This window comes from Hymenobacter lapidarius (assembly GCF_001816145.1).
GTDB lineage: Bacteria > Bacteroidota > Bacteroidia > Cytophagales > Hymenobacteraceae > Hymenobacter > Hymenobacter lapidarius.
In genome coordinates, this window is sequence record NZ_MDZB01000066.1 from 50,323 (window position 1) to 65,897 (window position 15,575).

The following is a 15,575-nucleotide window of genomic DNA, read 5'->3' on the forward strand; positions in this document are numbered from 1 at the left end:
CATAAAAAAGGCAGCAGCAGAATCGGTTGATTCTGCTGCTGCCTTTTTTAAAATAGTGCAGTCAACGGTTCTCGGCTTGGCGAAGGATGCGGTTTTTACCACAAATATTGATGCGGAGAACCAATGTTTGATTAACCACAAATATGTCTGCGGAGCACTGAACCGCCACTTTCGCCAAGCCGCTGTTATGCCCAGTGGTTCTTTTCTTAGGATGGTATGTTGTTATCCTTGCAATAGTTCTCTACTTCTGTATCGTTTGCGAAATAGTCGTCACAAATTTCGTCAAGTTCTTTTTCTGTCGATTTATAATAGCGGTCTGCTGCCGTCATTAGTTTTTCCGTCTGCTCAATGAATTTTTCAAATTCTTTATTGATTTTGCAAAGTTTGTCAATTGTTTTGAAATCCAAATTGCGAAATTTTGCAGGGAACAAAATTTTGCTTTGATATGGATTTGCATTTAGTTCAATCACACCAATTCCAAATGATTGATTTAGTCGTTCCATTTCTTCCGTCAAACTATCGCTGAATTCAAATGCAACTAAGTAACCGTAGTTAGCCCAACTTGAATTTGAAACTGCCTGAAAAAATGCCTTTTTAAGTTCGCTGTCGTTATTAATTTCCTTTTTAATTTCGTAAGAACTTAGTTTAAATGTGTCAACACGATTTATAGATTTTAAAAAGTTTTGACTGGCTTTGGTCTGCAAGTTCAGAAATTTAATTCCAACCACATCGGGGTGCGTCCAGATTTGATTATTGTCCTTACCGTTCGATTGTTCGTGAAAAATTGTCTTTGAGTAAATGCCTGTACTTTTCAATTTGAGTAAATGCCTGTACTTTTCAAGTAACTACTTAAAAGCTTATGCAAGTCTCTTTCGTTATAGGTTTTGGTTTTGTCCACCTTAACCACTGTAGCTATTGTTGTTTCTGTCGCCCCGATTAAGATATCAATGCCAATGTTTTGCTCGTTTTTTGCCAAATAATATGAGTAAGTCCCACCGTCTTGTTTAATTCGTTTTACTCTGGTGTCACCGTTACGAATGAAATCACCAAGTGAAGCCGAAACTGTCGAACCAGGTGTTTTACCAGCACCAAAGTCAAAATACTTTTGTGCAACTACATGATTTAAAACTTCGGAATAATTTGTTAGTCCACCGATGTCTTCTAAACTTTTTATTATTGCTTCCTTTAATGTCATTATCTGTTCTTTTTTATGTTCGTGTTGGTAGTCCTACCGTTGGGCATAACTCCTGTATTCCCCAAACTCCGACTGTGTAACTTTCGGGAAGCAGTCTACCGTCGGCTGGGTTTACGAAACAAGGTAATGCAATATCCCCCTGCCAGCAACTACACCAATTGATTACACCCCCGCACGTCTGAATTATCCATGCGGCCCAGCACCTCGAAGCTGCCATCGAGGTGCATGCGGGCTAAATCTTTCGTTTCGATAAAGGCGCAGGAGTCCACGTTGGCCAAATCAATAACGTTGATGGCCCCGTCGGGCCTGTTGCCAATGGTAAACGGGTCGGAAGGGTCGCGCAGCAGCACCTGCAGCGGCGCGGGGCAGTGGAAACGGCCGTCGCCCAGCGAGTAGGCCTGGCCCAGCAACTCGGTCATGCCGTACTCGGAGTGGATGCCGGCCGGACCAAAGGCCCGCTGCAGCTCCTGGTGCAGCTCTTCCCGAATCATCTCGCGGCGACGGCCCTTCATGCCTCCTGTTTCGAGCACGGTGAGGTCTTGTAGCTCCGGTGCCGGGCCCATCTCGGCCGCAAAGTCCAGCAGCGCGTAGCTCACGCCCAGCAGCAGCACGCGGCGGCCGGGCACTTGTTTGGCTTCGGCCAGGGCGGCGCGCAGGGCGACGTGGTCGTGCAGGAAAAACGCGGGCTGGGTTTGGCCCGATTGCCGGGCGAAATAATCCACCATGGCCACCAGCGAGGAATGGCCCTGCTCCAGATACGACGGCAGCAGCGCCAGAAACGTCCAGCCGCTGAGCGGGCCGTAGCTGCTCTCGAAGATGCGCGCCGCGTTTTCGCGATACAGCGCCGGGTCGCGCACCAGGTGGCGGCTGCGCTGCTGCAGCGTGGTGCCACTGCTCAGGAACACCTCCTGCGCTTCCCACTCAGCGGGTGCGGTGCGCACCTCGTGGGTCTTGAAAAACGCTATGGGCAGAAACGGAATATCCGTCAGGTGCGTCACCGACGCCGGGTTGCGCCCGAGTGCCTGCAGGTACTCGGCGTAGGGCGGACAGTGCAGGGCTTGATGGCGAAACAGGGCCAGCGCCGCCGCTTCAAAAGTAGCAGCGGTGACGCTGGGCAGCTGGCGCAGAAATTCGGAACGGAAACTCATGACTGGAGGTCGGGGTTAGCAACCACAACCGAACTACCAAGCCCGGCTTTTCGTTGAAATAAATGTACTTTGGGGCCACTTCGGCCGTTGTGCTCCAGTCTTCTCACTTTCTCTACTTATGAACCTGTTTCGTACTCTGGGCAGCGCCTTTTTCGTGGCCTTCGCCGGCCTAAGCTTCACCGGCTGCATCAGCGCGCCCGAATACGCCGTGGAGCCAGATATCGACTTCAAGGGGCTTACCATTACCAAAAACCGCCCCGGCAACGGCCAGTTGGCGGTAGACACGCTCAACTTCGCCATTGACTTTCGGGATGGCGACGGCGACCTGGGCCTGTCCGACGCCGACATCAAAAAGGCGCCCTATAACGCCACCACCGGCGGCCCCAACAACCGGGGTTTCAGCTACAACTACTTCATTCAGCCCTACGTGCGAACGGGTGGGCCGGGCACGGCGTTCGTAAAATTCATCACCCCTTTCGGCTTTCAGGGCGAATACGATGGCCGCTACCTGCGCCTCGACGGCAATGCCGATGGCAGCGAGTCCAAAGCTGCCCCGCTGCGCGGCACCCTGCGCTACAAGCTCCCCCTGTTCTTAGACGGGGCCGTGTACCGGGCCGGCCAAGTGCTGTATTTCGAAATCAGCATTATGGACCGCAAACTGCACCAGAGCAATGTTATTAAGACATCGGAGGTAACGCTGGGGCAGTAACGCAGTCACCTCACCCCCTAGCTCTCCTGCGGAGAGGGGGCTAGGGGGTGAGGTGAACGAATGCGCAACTCAACTAGTAAATATCAGCGAACCGCTCGGGCTCGGCTTCACTCATCAGCTCGTACACCGTATCGAACACGTCTTCGGCGTTGGGCTTGCTGAAATAGTCGCCGTCGGAGCTGTAAGCGGGGCGGTGGGGCTGCGCGGCCAGGCAGCGCGGCTGCGCGTCGAGGAAGCGGTAGGCGCCCTGCTCGTCCAGTACGTGCTGCATCATATAGGCGGTGCCACCGCCGGGCACGTCCTCGTCGGCGAAGAGCACGCGGCTGGTCTTCTGAATGCTGTCCACAATCAGGTGCTCCAGGTCGAAGGGCAGCAGGGTCTGCACGTCGATTACTTCCACGGAAATGCCCACTTCGGCCAGCTGCTTGGCGGCATCCATCACTATGCGGCACATTGAGCCGTACGTTACCACCGTGATGTCGGTGCCGGTCTGCAGTACCTCGGGGCGGCCCAGGGGCAGCGTAAACTCGCCCACGTTGCTCGGAATCCGCTCCTTCAGGCGGTAGCCGTTCAGGCACTCAATTACCAGGGCGGGCTCGTCGCTGCGCAGCAGCGTGTTGTAGAAGCCAGCGGCCTGGGTCATGTTGCGGGGCACGCACACGTGCATGCCGCGGATGCTGCCCAGAATCATGCCCATGGGCGAGCCCGAGTGCCAGATGCCTTCGAGGCGGTGCCCGCGGGTGCGCACAATGAGGGGGGCTTTCTGGCCGCCTTTGGTGCGGTACTGCAGGCAGGCCAGGTCGTCGCTCAAAATCTGGATGGCGTAGAGCAGGTAGTCCAGGTACTGGATTTCGGTGATGGGACGCAGGCCGCGCAGCGCTGCCCCGATGCCCTGCCCCACAATGGTGCACTCGCGGATGCCGGTATCGGTCACGCGCAGCTCGCCAAACTTGTCCTGCAGGCCCGCAAAGGCCTGGTTTACGTCGCCAATCTTGCCCACGTCTTCGCCGATGGCGAAAATGCTGGGGTCGCGCTGGAAGTTGGCCTCAAAACAGGCCTGCAGCACTTCGCGGGCGTCTACCACGGGGGCATCGGTGGCGAAGGCAGCTGGCACTTCGTCGATATTACCTACCGCATACTCACTCTGGCTGAACAGGTTGGAGTTGTAGCGGTCGGCGTTTTCGGCCAGCAGCTGCTCTAGGTGGCGCTGCACGGCGCGGCGGCCGGCGCTGCGCTTCTCGTTGCGCACGTGGCGCAGGGCGCGGCGCATAGTGCGCACAATGTCGGCCCGAATGGGCGTGGGGTTTACCTTCAGCTGCTCCACCATTTCGTGCAGCGTGTTTTCGGTGCCGGTGTCGGCCACCAGCTTATCCAGCAGCACCACGGCCTCGTCGCGCTCGGCCTTGATGGCGTCGAAGAAAGCCGCCCAGGCCGCCGTGCGCGCCGTTTTGATGGTGGCCGCTGCCGTCTTTTCAATTTCGTCGAGCTCCAGCTCCGTGGCGTGCCCTTCGGCCAGCAGCCACTCGCGCAGCTTGTGCAGGCAGTCGTGGGCTTCTTCCCAGCTCAGCCGGTCCTTGCTCTTGTAGCGCTCGTGCGAGCCGCTGGTGCTGTGGCCCTGCGGCTGCGTCACTTCCGTGACGTGGATGAGCACGGGCACGTGCTGCTCGCGGCACACGGCGGCGGCGCGCAGGTAGGTGTCCACCAGGCCAGCGTAGTCCCAGCCGCGCACCACGTAAATTTCGAAGCCCTGCTCGCCTTCGCCGTCGCGCTGCAAGCCGGCCATGATGGCCGAAATACTCTGCTTGGTGGTCTGGTATTCGGCCGGCACCGAGATGCCGTAGTGGTCGTCCCACACGCTCACCAGCATGGGCACCTGCAGCACGCCGGCGGCATTAAGCGCCTCAAAGAACATGCCCTCGGAGGTGCTGGCGTTGCCGATGGTGCCGAAAGCCACCTCGTTGCCGTTGGTGGAGAGGTGCGTGAACTGGTGCAGCTCGGGGTTTTGGCGAAACAGCTTGGAAGCGTAGGCCATGCCCAGCAGGCGCGGCATTTGCGAGGCCGTGGGCGAGACGTCGGCCGAGGAGTTCTTGGTTTGGGTGAGGTCGGTGAGGTTGCCGTCATCGTCCAGCATGCGCGTGGCGAAGTGCCCGTTCATGGCGCGGCCGCCGGTGGCGGGCTCGGCTTCCACGTCGGGGTTGGCGTAGAGCTGGGCAAAGTATTGCTCCCAGGTGAGCTGGCCGATGGCCACCATGAAGGTCTGGTCGCGGTAGTAGCCGGCGCGGAAGTCGCCGTTTTGGAAGGCGCGGGCCATGGCCAGTTGGGGCACTTCCTTGCCATCGCCGAAGATGCCAAATTTGGCCTTGCCCATGAAAACCTCCTTGCGGCCGGCCAGGGACGCCAGGCGGCTTTCCCAGGCCAGACGGTAATCGTAGAGAAAATCAACCTTTGAAAGAGGTGCGGATAGCGCAGGCAACGCGGTTTCGGCAGTGGGCATAGCGAGTTGAACGGGGGGTGGGAGTAAAGTCAGGAAGGACGGCACGGTTGGAACCGCGGTGCAAAAATACGGAATTGAGGCCGGGCAGATGGCAGGTGGAGTTTGGGCGTATATTTGGGAGCTAATGAATTGGCTGGTCGGCCTGTCCCTGGTCAGGGCCTCCACCGCCAGGCTGCATTTCCTATTAAACGTAACCGTGGCTTGCGTAGCTATGCGCGCCGCGGCTGGCAGTTCAACTTCTACAACCATGAAACAGCTTCTCACCATTTGCCTGCTGGCATTTGCCTTCACCGCCCGCGCCCAGGCCGTGATGCAATTCGAAAACGACAGCCACGATTTCGGCAAAGTGCCCGAGGGCACCATGGCCACCCACGAGTTCAAGTTTAAGAACACCGGCAAGCAGCCCCTGGTGATTGCCAACGTGCAGGCCAGCTGCGGCTGCACCACGCCCGACTGGACCAAGACGCCGGTGGCGCCTGGCAAATACGGCATCATCAAGGCCATGTACAGCAGCGCGGGCCGCCCCGGCGCCTTCAACAAAACCGTGACCGTGACCAGCAACGCCACCGAGCCCAGCAAGGTCCTCACCATCAAGGGTGCGGTGCTGACCAAAGACGAAATCAAGCCCACGCTCACGGCGGCGCAGCTGGCGCAGTCGCCGCACCTGGTGCTGGACCGGAGCACCCACGACTTTGGCAAGTTTGAGGCCGGCCAGCAGCCTTCGGCCCGGTTCACCGCTCGCAATACCGGCAAAACCCCGCTGGTGCTCGGTGCCATCTCGTCCGGCTGCTACTGCGTGGGCTACAAAACGACCCCCACGCCCATTGCCCCCGGCCAAAGCGCCGTGGTGGAGCTGGTTTACAGCCAGCGCCAGCTCGGCCAGGTGAGCGACGCCGTCACCATCACGTCCAACGACCTGAGCGGCGATGCCAACCTCACGCTGCGTGCCAACATTGTGCGCGACCTCAGCGGCAACAGCATGGTGAAGGAAAGCGGCACGGCCGTGCCTTTTAAGTAAAGACCACGGATTATTCGGATTTCGTAGCCGATTTAGGTATAGAGCCCTGTCAATCTGACGGGGCTTCTTTCTTTAGGAGAAACCCCGCTACTTTTTTGGTGGGGTTTTTCTTTTGAAATTGAGTTGGCCCGAACCAAATCTTAGCGCCAATGGTACTAGCCGCACGCCCTATCTTTGCGGCTCGAAACAGTACTTCTCCTCCCAAACCTTCACTCCCACCCTTCGCTCATGATTATCGGCGTTCCTAAGGAAATTAAAAACAACGAAAACCGCGTGGGCCTCACGCCCGCCGGTGTGGCCGAGCTGCGCAAGCACGGCCACACGCTGCTGGTGCAAAGCACCGCCGGCGAAGGCAGCGGCTTCTCCGACGAAGAGTACCAAACGGCGGGCGCCACCATGCTCGGCACCATTGCCGAAGTGTACGGCCAAGCCGAGATGATTGTGAAGGTGAAGGAGCCGATTGCGGAAGAATATCCTCTCATTAAGGAGAACCAGCTGCTCTTCACCTACTTCCACTTCGCCAGCGGCGAGGAGCTGACCCACGCCATGATAGCCCGCAAGGCCGTGTGCCTGGCTTACGAAACCGTGGAGTTGCCCAACCGCGCCTTGCCCCTACTCATTCCGATGAGCGAAGTGGCCGGCCGCATGGCCCCACAGGAGGGCGCCAAGTACCTGGAGAAACCCCTCAAAGGCCGCGGCATTTTGCTGGGCGGCGTGCCCGGCGTGAAGCCCGCCAACGTGTTGGTGCTAGGCGGCGGCGTGGTGGGCACGCAGGCGGCCAAAATTGCCGCCGGCCTCGGCGCGCAGGTCACCATTATGGACATCAGCCTGAACCGCCTGCGCGAGCTCGACGATTTCATGCCCAAAAACGTGGTGACGCAGTACTCCAACGAGTACAACATCCGCGAAGCCATCAAGACCTCGGACCTGATTGTGGGTGCGGTGCTCATTCCCGGGGCTAAGGCGCCGCACCTCATCACCCGCGACATGCTGAAGACCATGCGTCCCGGCACCGTGGTGGTAGACGTGGCCGTGGACCAGGGCGGCTGCATTGAAACCTGCCACCCCACCACCCACGAAAACCCGACCTTCATCATCGACGACGTGGTGCACTACTGCGTGGCCAACATGCCGGGTGCCGTGCCCTACACCAGCACCCTGGCCCTGACCAACGCCACCCTGCCCTACGCCGTGCGCCTAGCCAACCTGGGCTGGCAAGAAGCCTGCCGCCGCGACGAGGCCCTGCGCCTCGGCCTGAACGTAGTGCACGGCGAAGTGGTATACAAAGGCGTAGCCGACGCCTGGGGCCTGCCCCTGGTGAACGTGGAAACGGTGCTGGAGCTGGCTTCGGTTTAAGCAAAAGCAATAATCAAAAGTTGAAAGCCTTCCTGACTAGTGTCGGGAAGGCTTTCCTTTGTGGTTGCCCTTTCACTGGCTTGCAAACCCGGGTGCCTGTGCGAACCTGAAAAACATGATGATGGGCGCTTTTTGCACGCTCGGAATTTCTCATTATTACCCTTCTGCTTCTTTTGCTCCCCTCGCCTGCCATTCGGTTGTTGCTGCGCCGCTTAGCCTTGTTGCTGGTAGCCTACTCGCTGCTGCGGCTGGGATTTTACGCCTTCAATTTTGCCACGTTCAGGAGCGTGGAGGCCGGCAAGGTGCTGCTGGCTTTTGGGCACGGGCTGCGCTTCGACGTGTCGGCGCTGCTGTGGCTGAACCTGCCGCTAGTGGTGCTCTCGCTGGTGGTTCCGGTATCGGCCCGGCGGGGGCAGCGCTGGCTCCGGGGGCTTTTTGTGGCGGTGAACACGGTGGGGTTTGGGCTCAATATTATTGACTGGGAGTACTTCGCCTTTATTGGCCGGCGGCTGAGCAACGAGTTTACCACCGTGGGCGGGGACATTCGGCAACAGGCGGGCCAGCTGGTGACGCACTACTGGTACTTGTTTCTTCCGCTGGGGGCGTTGGTGTACTTGCTGTGGCGCCGGTGGCCCATGCCCACCGCGGCCGAGGCAGCCGTGCCCAACAGCCGACGGCTTTGGATGCAGCGCGGCGGGGAGCTGCTGCTGCTGGTGGGGGCCATGGTGCTGGGCATCCGCGGCGGCTGGCAGCTCAAGCCCTTGCGTCCCGGCGCCGCCTTCGAGCAGCAGCCGGCCGTGCTGGGCCACCTGGTGTTGAACAGCACCTTCACCGTGCTCAAATCCCTCAACGGGGCCAAGGTGGAGCGCAAGCACTACTTCCCGAATGACACGGGCTTGCGCCCGGCCCTGGGCGCGCCGGTGGTGGCCCCCCGCCCGCCCGGCACCGGCCTGCGCCCAAACGTGGTGCTGCTGCTGCTTGAGAGCTTTGGCTCTGAGTACACAGGCGTTGAAAACGGCGGCCGAGGGGGCTACACACCGTTTTTCGATTCGTTGGCCACCGCGCCAGGCTCGCTGCTGATGCGGGAGAACTACGCCAACGGCCGGCGCTCCATTGAGGCCCTGCCAGCGGTGCTCTCGGGCCTGCCTTCGCTCATGGACTCGCCGTTTATCACCTCCAGCTTTCAGACGGCGGAGCTGCACGGGCTGGGCGAAATGCTCGGCCACCAAGGCTATGCCACGGCCATGTACCACGCTGGCACCAACGGCACCATGGGCTTCGATATGTTTGCCGGCATTGCGGGCATGCAGCACTACTACGGCCTGAGCCAGTACCCCGGCGGCGCCAGCAGCCCCGATTACGACGGGCACTGGGGCATTTTTGATGAGCCCTACCTGCAGTACTTCAGCCGCCAGCTAAACACCACCAAGGAGCCGTTTTTCGCTACCCTTTTCACGCTTAGCGCGCACGACCCGTTTACGCTCCCGGCCCAGTACCAGGGCAGGCTGCCAGCGGGCACGCAGCCCATTCACCCCACCATAGCCTACACCGACGCGGCGCTGCGCCACTTTTTCCGGACGGCCAGCCAGGCGCCGTGGTATCGGAACACGCTGTTTGTACTCACGGCCGACCACACTTCTCAAACGGACCGCGCCGGCTACGATAACCCCGTGGGCTACCACAAAACCCCGCTCCTGCTGCTGCAGCCCGGCCACGCTCTGCCCGCTACCAACCCGCACCGCATTACCCAGCACGCCGATGTTCCGGCCACGGTGCTGGACGTGCTCGGGCTGCGGCAGGAACAACAGCTGCTGCTGCCCTTCGGCTCCTCCATCTTCGACACTGCCAGCACGGGCCGCGCCCTGCTCCGCGATGGCGACTCCTTCTACCTGGTGCACGCCGATTTTGTGACCGAGCTGAAGAGCGACAATTCGGTGCGGCTCTACCCCTACCAAACCCATTTTATTCCGCAGCAGCCGCTGGCAAATCCCGACCCCGCGCTGCTGAAGAAATATGGCGATGAGCTGCGCGCCAGCGTGCAGTTCTACGTGAACAGTTTGCTGGATAACCGGCTGTATAAATAGGCGGGCGACTACCGCCGCACCACCGCAGCGTAGGCCGGAACTTCTTCCAGCCGCTGGTTGGTGCGCGTTTCAAAATCCACGCGCCAGCAGTAGTGCACCAGGCCGTTGGTGAGCAGCAGCAGCGGCGCGCCGATGGTTTGGTTGTAGGTGGTGGCCTGGCGGGCCACGGCGGCATCAATGGTCACGGTGGGCGCCTTGCATTCTACCAGCAGCAGGGGCTTGCCTTCGGCGTCCAGGGCCAGTAAGTCGGTGCGCTTGTGGCGCTGGTTGTAGCGCAGGCCGCGCTCCAGGGCCAGCAGGCCGCGGGGGTAGCCCAGGTGGTCGGCCAGGTAGTGCACCACGTGCTGGCGCACCCACTCCTCGGGCGTGAGCACCACGTGCTTGCGCCGCAGCCCGTCCCAGATGAGGGGCTGATTTGTGGCCGATTGCGTAAGTTTGGCATTGAAAGGCGGCAGGTCCAGGGCTTGCATCACCTCCAAAGGTACGGGGCCAAATCGAGTGACTGAGTAGCTGAGCGACTGAGTGACTTCGGGTTTTGCGTCCTTTCTCCCATCCTTCACTCAGTCGCTCAACCACCCAGTCACCCTTTATGAAGACCAAAGAAGAAATTGTAAACAACTGGCTGCCGCGCTACACGGGCGTGCCGCTGAACGAGTTTGGGCAGTACATCCTGCTCACCAACTTCAGCAACTACGTGTACATGTTCGCCGAGCAGTTCGATACCGAAGTGCGCGGCAAGGACAAGCCCATGCAAACGGCCACGGCCAATGGCATCACCATTATCAACTTCGGCATGGGCTCGCCGATGGCGGCCACGGTCATGGACTTGCTCTCCGCCGTGAAGCCCAAAGCGGCCCTGTTTCTGGGCAAGTGCGGCGGCCTGAAAAAGACCAAGCTCGGCGACCTGGTGCTGCCCATCGCGGCCATTCGCGGCGAGGGAACTTCCGACGACTACCTGCCCAAAGAAATCCCGGCCCTGCCCTCCTTCCGCCTGCAGCGCGCCGTGTCGTCGATGATTAAGAAGCACGAAATGGACTACTACACCGGCACGGTATATACCACCAACCGCCGCGTGTGGGAGCACGATGCCGAGTTTAAGGACTACCTGCTGCGGGTGCGCGCTCTGGCCGTGGACATGGAAACGGCCACCATTTTCGTGTGCGGGTTCATGAACGACATTCCCCACGGCGCCCTGCTGCTGGTGAGCGACAACCCGATGACGCCCGAAGGCGTGAAAACGTCGGAATCGGACTCGAAAGTGACCACCGACTTCGTAAAGCGCCACCTGCAAATCGGCATCGAGTCGCTGCAGGAGCTGCAGTTTTCCGGCGAATCGGTGAAGCACATGCGCTTCGATTAAGGAGACAGGCCCAACTGGTCTGGGCAGCACAACAATAAAGAACGTCATGCTGAGCTTGCCGAAGCATCTCTACCGCATAGTAAATGAATTACTAGCGCAGTAGAGATGCTTCGACAAGCTCAGCATGACGTTCGTGTTTTGGGCGGTTTTAATCCCGGCAACATCCTCTTTCGCACCGTGCTGGTTTCGTGCCGTACTTGTGCAAAATTTCAACAACCAAGCACAACGCATGATGAATTTTACCAAGCCTGTGGGGCAGAAGCTGGGAGTAGCCTTACTGGCACTGAGCGCGCTGGCTAGCTGCCAGGGACAGCGCGAATCCGTGGATTTGCTGGTGACCAACGCCACGGTGTACACCGTCGATTCTACCTTCGCCAAAGCCGAAGCGTTTGCGGTGAAAGACGGCAAGTTCGTGGCCGTGGGCTCGTCGGCGGACCTCAAATCCCGCTATAGCGCCACCAAGGAAGTAGATGCCAAAGGCCAGTTCGTGTACCCTGGTTTTTATGATGCGCACTGCCACTTCTACCGCTACGCCCTGGCCCTGCCCAGCGCCGATTTGGTAGGCACCTCGTCCTGGAAAGAAGTCATTCAGAAGCTGCAGGAAAACCGCCGGAAATACCCGCAGGCCGCCTGGCTCACCGGCCGGGGCTGGGACCAGAACGACTGGCCCACCAAGCAATTCCCCACCAAAGACACGTTGGACCTGCTGTTTCCGGACGTGCCCGTGCTCATCACCCGCGTGGATGGACACGCCGCCGTGGTCAACCAGAAAGCGCTGGACCTGGCCGGTGTCACGGCCAGCACGCCCATTAGCGGCGGCACCATCACGCGCAATGCCCAGGGCCGCCTCACGGGCCTGCTCGTGGACAACGCCACGCGGCTGGTGAGCAGCAAAATCCCGGACCCCACGCCGGCCGAAAGCAACCGCCTGCTGCTGCAAGCCCAGCAGCTGTGCCTGGCCGTGGGCCTCACCAGCCTCGCCGACGCCGGCCTCGACCGCGCCGACATTGAGCAGATGGCCGCTTTGCAGCAGCAGGGCCAGCTCAAGCTGCGCCTCCACGCCATGCTGAACCCCACGGCCCCAAACCGCACGCACTACCTGAAAAACGGCCCCATCCTCACCGACCAGCTCACGGTAAGCTCCTTCAAGGTGTACGCCGACGGCGCCCTGGGCTCACGTGGGGCCTGCCTGGTGGAGCCGTATGCGGACCGGCCCAAGGAAACCGGCTTTCTGCTTGCCACCGAAAAGGAATACCGGGCACTGGCCAAAGAGCTGGCCGCCTCAAAGTTCCAGATGAACACCCACGCCATCGGGGACTCGGCCAACCGCATTATCCTCAACATCTACGGCGAGGCCCTGAAGGGCCAGAAAGACCGCCGCTGGCGCATTGAGCACGCCCAGGTGGTGACGCCCGCCGACATGCCCAAGTTTGGGCAGTACGGCATTGTGCCTTCGGTGCAGCCCACCCACGCCACGTCGGACATGTACTGGGCCGGCGAGCGCCTCGGCGCGGCCCGCCTCAAAACTGCCTACGCCTACGCCGAGCTGCTGAAGCAATACGGCCAGCTGGCCCTGGGCTCCGACTTCCCCGTGGAAGACATCAACCCGCTCTACGGCTTCCACTCTGCTGTGGCCCGGCAAGATGCCAAGAACTACCCTACGGGCGGTTTTCAGATGGAAAATGCCCTCTCCCGCCCCGACGCCCTGCGCGGCATGACCACCTGGGCCGCTCACGCTGCCTTCGAGGAAAAGCGCAAAGGTCAAATCAAGCCCGGCATGCTAGCCGACTTCGTGGTGATGGGCACCGACCTCATAACGGCGCCAAATGAGCAGCTGCGCAACGCCAGCGTCCTCCAAACCTGGATTGGTGGCCAGCAGGTGTTTGAGAAGAAGTAAGAAATTTGTGGAATGGGCGAAAGCCAGCCACAAAAAGGCCGTCCTGCTGAGCTTAGCAGGAGGCCTTTTTGCTACTATTTCCTTTGCACGACTACATACCGGGGTAGAACCTGTCGTTCAGCGGCGAGAGGATGCTTCCGCTGGTTGCATGACCGGGCTTTATTGAATGGTGGCCGGCCGGCCGCCAACTGGCGCAGCCGGGGTTGGCCCAGGCAAAGCACCGTCGGCGCCGGGCGCGTCTTCGCGCAGCTTGCGGCCCCGCAGCTTGAGCAGAAAATACAGACCCAAGATGAAGAAGACAATCAGGGCTAGGATGCTGTAGCGCATGTTGCCGCCCGTGAGCTGCGAAATACCCCCAAACACCACCAGGCCAATGACGATGCCGACCTTTTCCGTCACATCAAAAAAACTGAAATAGGCCGCCGAATTGGGCGTATTCTCAGGGATAATCTTCGAATACGTGGAGCGCGACAGGCTTTGCACCGCGCCCATGGTGAGGCCGATAACGGAGGCCAGCGCGTAAAAAGACCAACCAGCCTGCACGAAGTAGCCCGCCACGCAAATCAGCATCCAGATGAACACGGCCCAGCTCAGGGCGCGGGTGTTGCCGATGCGCTCGGAGAGCTTGGCGAATAAATACGCCCCCAGAATGCCCACAATTTGCAGCAGCAAAATGGTGATGATGAGTGCGGTGGTGTCCAGCCCCAGCTCTTCCGAGCCGAAAAGGGTGGCCACGTACATCACCGTCTGCACGCCCATGTTGTAGGTGAAGTAGGCCAGCAGAAAGCGCTTCAGGTTGGGCTGTTTTTTGGTTTCTTCCCACACCTTGCCCAGCTCGCGGAAGCCGTTGAGCACCCAGCCCGAATCGGAAGCCGCGCCAGCGGGGCGCCCCGGGTCTGTGGGCAGCGTGGCGAAGGGAATTTGGGCAAAGCCCGCCCACCAGAGGCCGGTAAGCAGGAAGCTGTACTGCGTGGCCTTGGCAGTGGTCAGGCCAAAGAGCGGGGTGCCGCTCAATGTAGGTCCCTGAATGAGAATTAGACACAGCACCAATAGCACCACCGACCCGATGTAGCCCATGGAAAAGCCCCGCGCTGAGAGAGAATCAAATTTCTCTTCTGAGGAAATATCGGGCAAGTAGGAATTGTAGAAAACAATGGAGCCCGAGAAGCCGATGGTGGCCATGATGAACACAAACACGCCGAGGGTGAACGTACTGGGCTCGAAGAAAAACAGCCCCGCGCAGGACGCTGCGCCGATGTAGCAGAACACTTGCAAAAAGAGCTTCTTCCGACCCGAAAAATCGGCCAGTGCCGTGAGCAGCGGGCTAATCAGGGCAATGATGAGGAAGGCGGCCGAGACCGAATAGTTCTGCAGCGACGTGCCCGGGATGCTCATCCCCAGGAAGTCGACCGGGGTTTTACCGCTGTCGGTGCCCGTCACTTCCTTCACCACGGAGCTCCAATAGATGGGGAAAATACTGGAGGTAATCACCAGCGGGTACACGGAGTTGGCCCAGTCGTAGAAGGTCCAGCCGGTGGTGATGCGCTTGTTGTCTTTTTCAACGGCTACAGGAACTGCCGTCGGAATTGTGTTGGGGGCCATAAGGGAAGGCGCGGGTTGGTGCGGTATCGCCGGGCAAGGTAACGGGTTTTAAGCGCTTCTGTTGCCGGATAACTCGGCGGATAGGGCTTCCGCACCAAATTTCACACAGGTGCCATCTGAGCTTGGAAATAAAGATAAAGCATCTGCAGCTTCGAGAATCTGCAGATACTAAAGTGCCTTAATAGGCAAAAAACGCAGGTGTTGGTTTTGGAGCGGAAGCCCTACTCGACGGTAGCATAGTCATTCGGGCCCGCTCCTAACAACCAGAAGCTGTACTGAATCAGCTAATGCCGCCACGCTGTGAAGTGTTACAACGCCCTGAGCAAGTAATCGACGCGGCTCCAAGTCACGTCAGCGGCTTGGCATCGGGAACCAGCCGCAACTAGTCAATCACCTTTCCGCGCCCGACTGACATGGCCCGCACCGAAATTGCAGTAACACAGGTTATAGACGAGCAAACGACATCAACCGGACCCAACAATTTAAATAAAAAAGCCCGTTTCCTATCAGGAAACGGGCTTTTAGTTGAGGGGATGGGATTCGAACCCACGATGACCTTTTGAGCCATACACACTTTCCAGGCGTGCTCCTTCGACCACTCGGACACCCCTCAAGGTGGTGGTTGGTGGGGCAAAGATAGAGCGGAAATCAATTATGAGTTATGAATTATGAATTATGAGTGGACCCTGCGACCACTCATAATTCATAATTC

Annotated in this window: 12 protein-coding genes and 1 tRNA gene; 6 read left to right on the top strand and 7 right to left on the bottom strand. The window is 59.3% G+C overall.

Annotated elements, in window-relative coordinates:
- Positions 1–206: 206 nt before the first annotated feature.
- The 3 genes from BEN47_RS21735 to BEN47_RS03180 form a co-directional block, all read right to left on the bottom strand.
- Positions 207–704: a hypothetical protein gene (locus tag BEN47_RS21735; RefSeq protein ID WP_204378268.1), complete on the bottom strand. Its 498-nt coding sequence runs from the start codon at positions 702–704 to the stop codon at positions 207–209.
- Between the two features lie 107 nt (positions 705–811).
- The gene (locus tag BEN47_RS21740; protein WP_204378269.1) at positions 812–1,195 is read right to left on the bottom strand and encodes a hypothetical protein; all 384 of its coding nucleotides are present in this window, start codon (positions 1,193–1,195) and stop codon (positions 812–814) included.
- A gap of 149 nt (positions 1,196–1,344) precedes the next feature.
- Positions 1,345–2,343, bottom strand: a complete 999-nt coding sequence (locus BEN47_RS03180; RefSeq protein ID WP_070725031.1) for an acyl transferase — start codon at positions 2,341–2,343, stop codon at positions 1,345–1,347.
- 118 nt (positions 2,344–2,461) lie between these two features.
- On the opposite strand from BEN47_RS03180, the gene BEN47_RS03185 reads away from it, so the two are divergent.
- Positions 2,462–3,052, top strand: a complete 591-nt coding sequence (locus BEN47_RS03185; protein WP_070725032.1) for a hypothetical protein — start codon at positions 2,462–2,464, stop codon at positions 3,050–3,052.
- Between the two features lie 73 nt (positions 3,053–3,125).
- Here BEN47_RS03185 and BEN47_RS03190 read toward each other — a convergent pair whose 3' ends face one another.
- A complete protein-coding gene (locus BEN47_RS03190) occupies positions 3,126–5,546 on the bottom strand; it encodes an alpha-ketoacid dehydrogenase subunit alpha/beta (RefSeq protein WP_070725035.1) in 2,421 nt (806 codons plus the stop codon).
- A 247-nt stretch (positions 5,547–5,793) separates the two neighbouring features.
- Between BEN47_RS03190 and BEN47_RS21275 the strand changes: the two genes are divergently transcribed.
- The 3 genes from BEN47_RS21275 to BEN47_RS03205 all read left to right on the top strand — a co-directional run bounded on the left by BEN47_RS21275 (position 5,794) and on the right by BEN47_RS03205 (position 10,004).
- A complete protein-coding gene (locus tag BEN47_RS21275) occupies positions 5,794–6,564 on the top strand; it encodes a DUF1573 domain-containing protein (protein WP_070725037.1) in 771 nt (256 codons plus the stop codon).
- Between the two features lie 228 nt (positions 6,565–6,792).
- Complete coding sequence (ald, locus tag BEN47_RS03200; protein ID WP_070725039.1) at positions 6,793–7,920, top strand: alanine dehydrogenase; 1,128 nt, start codon at positions 6,793–6,795, stop codon at positions 7,918–7,920.
- Between the two features lie 173 nt (positions 7,921–8,093).
- Positions 8,094–10,004 (top strand): LTA synthase family protein, encoded by a 1,911-nt coding sequence (locus BEN47_RS03205; protein WP_125921467.1) that lies wholly within the window; start codon positions 8,094–8,096, stop codon positions 10,002–10,004.
- A gap of 8 nt (positions 10,005–10,012) precedes the next feature.
- On the opposite strand, the gene BEN47_RS03210 is transcribed toward BEN47_RS03205, so the two are convergent.
- Positions 10,013–10,474 (bottom strand): type I restriction enzyme HsdR N-terminal domain-containing protein, encoded by a 462-nt coding sequence (locus BEN47_RS03210; RefSeq protein WP_070725042.1) that lies wholly within the window; start codon positions 10,472–10,474, stop codon positions 10,013–10,015.
- A gap of 119 nt (positions 10,475–10,593) precedes the next feature.
- On the opposite strand from BEN47_RS03210, the gene BEN47_RS03215 reads away from it, so the two are divergent.
- Positions 10,594–11,364 carry an AMP nucleosidase gene (locus BEN47_RS03215; RefSeq protein ID WP_070725045.1) on the top strand — a complete coding sequence of 257 codons (771 nt, stop codon included), beginning with the start codon at positions 10,594–10,596 and terminating at the stop codon, positions 11,362–11,364.
- 232 nt (positions 11,365–11,596) lie between these two features.
- Complete coding sequence (locus BEN47_RS03220) at positions 11,597–13,261, top strand: amidohydrolase (RefSeq protein ID WP_070725094.1); 1,665 nt, start codon at positions 11,597–11,599, stop codon at positions 13,259–13,261.
- Between the two features lie 159 nt (positions 13,262–13,420).
- Here BEN47_RS03220 and BEN47_RS03225 read toward each other — a convergent pair whose 3' ends face one another.
- Complete coding sequence (locus BEN47_RS03225) at positions 13,421–14,863, bottom strand: MFS transporter (protein WP_070725047.1); 1,443 nt, start codon at positions 14,861–14,863, stop codon at positions 13,421–13,423.
- Between the two features lie 525 nt (positions 14,864–15,388).
- Positions 15,389–15,476, bottom strand: a tRNA-Ser gene (locus BEN47_RS03230).
- Positions 15,477–15,575: the final 99 nt, after the last annotated feature.

Excerpts from the sequence above, each read along its gene's own strand:
- BEN47_RS21740 (WP_204378269.1), bottom strand. The coding sequence starts at position 1,195 with ATGACATTAAAGGAAGCAATAATAAAAAGTTTAGAAGACATCGGTGGA.
- BEN47_RS03180 (WP_070725031.1), bottom strand. The coding sequence starts at position 2,343 with ATGAGTTTCCGTTCCGAATTTCTGCGCCAGCTGCCCAGCGTCACCGCT.
- BEN47_RS03185 (WP_070725032.1), top strand. The coding sequence starts at position 2,462 with ATGAACCTGTTTCGTACTCTGGGCAGCGCCTTTTTCGTGGCCTTCGCC.
- BEN47_RS03190 (WP_070725035.1), bottom strand. The coding sequence starts at position 5,546 with ATGCCCACTGCCGAAACCGCGTTGCCTGCGCTATCCGCACCTCTTTCA.
- BEN47_RS21275 (WP_070725037.1), top strand. The coding sequence starts at position 5,794 with ATGAAACAGCTTCTCACCATTTGCCTGCTGGCATTTGCCTTCACCGCC.
- ald (WP_070725039.1), top strand. The coding sequence starts at position 6,793 with ATGATTATCGGCGTTCCTAAGGAAATTAAAAACAACGAAAACCGCGTG.
- BEN47_RS03210 (WP_070725042.1), bottom strand. The coding sequence starts at position 10,474 with ATGCAAGCCCTGGACCTGCCGCCTTTCAATGCCAAACTTACGCAATCG.
- BEN47_RS03215 (WP_070725045.1), top strand. The coding sequence starts at position 10,594 with ATGAAGACCAAAGAAGAAATTGTAAACAACTGGCTGCCGCGCTACACG.
- BEN47_RS03220 (WP_070725094.1), top strand. The coding sequence starts at position 11,597 with ATGAATTTTACCAAGCCTGTGGGGCAGAAGCTGGGAGTAGCCTTACTG.
- BEN47_RS03225 (WP_070725047.1), bottom strand. The coding sequence starts at position 14,863 with ATGGCCCCCAACACAATTCCGACGGCAGTTCCTGTAGCCGTTGAAAAA.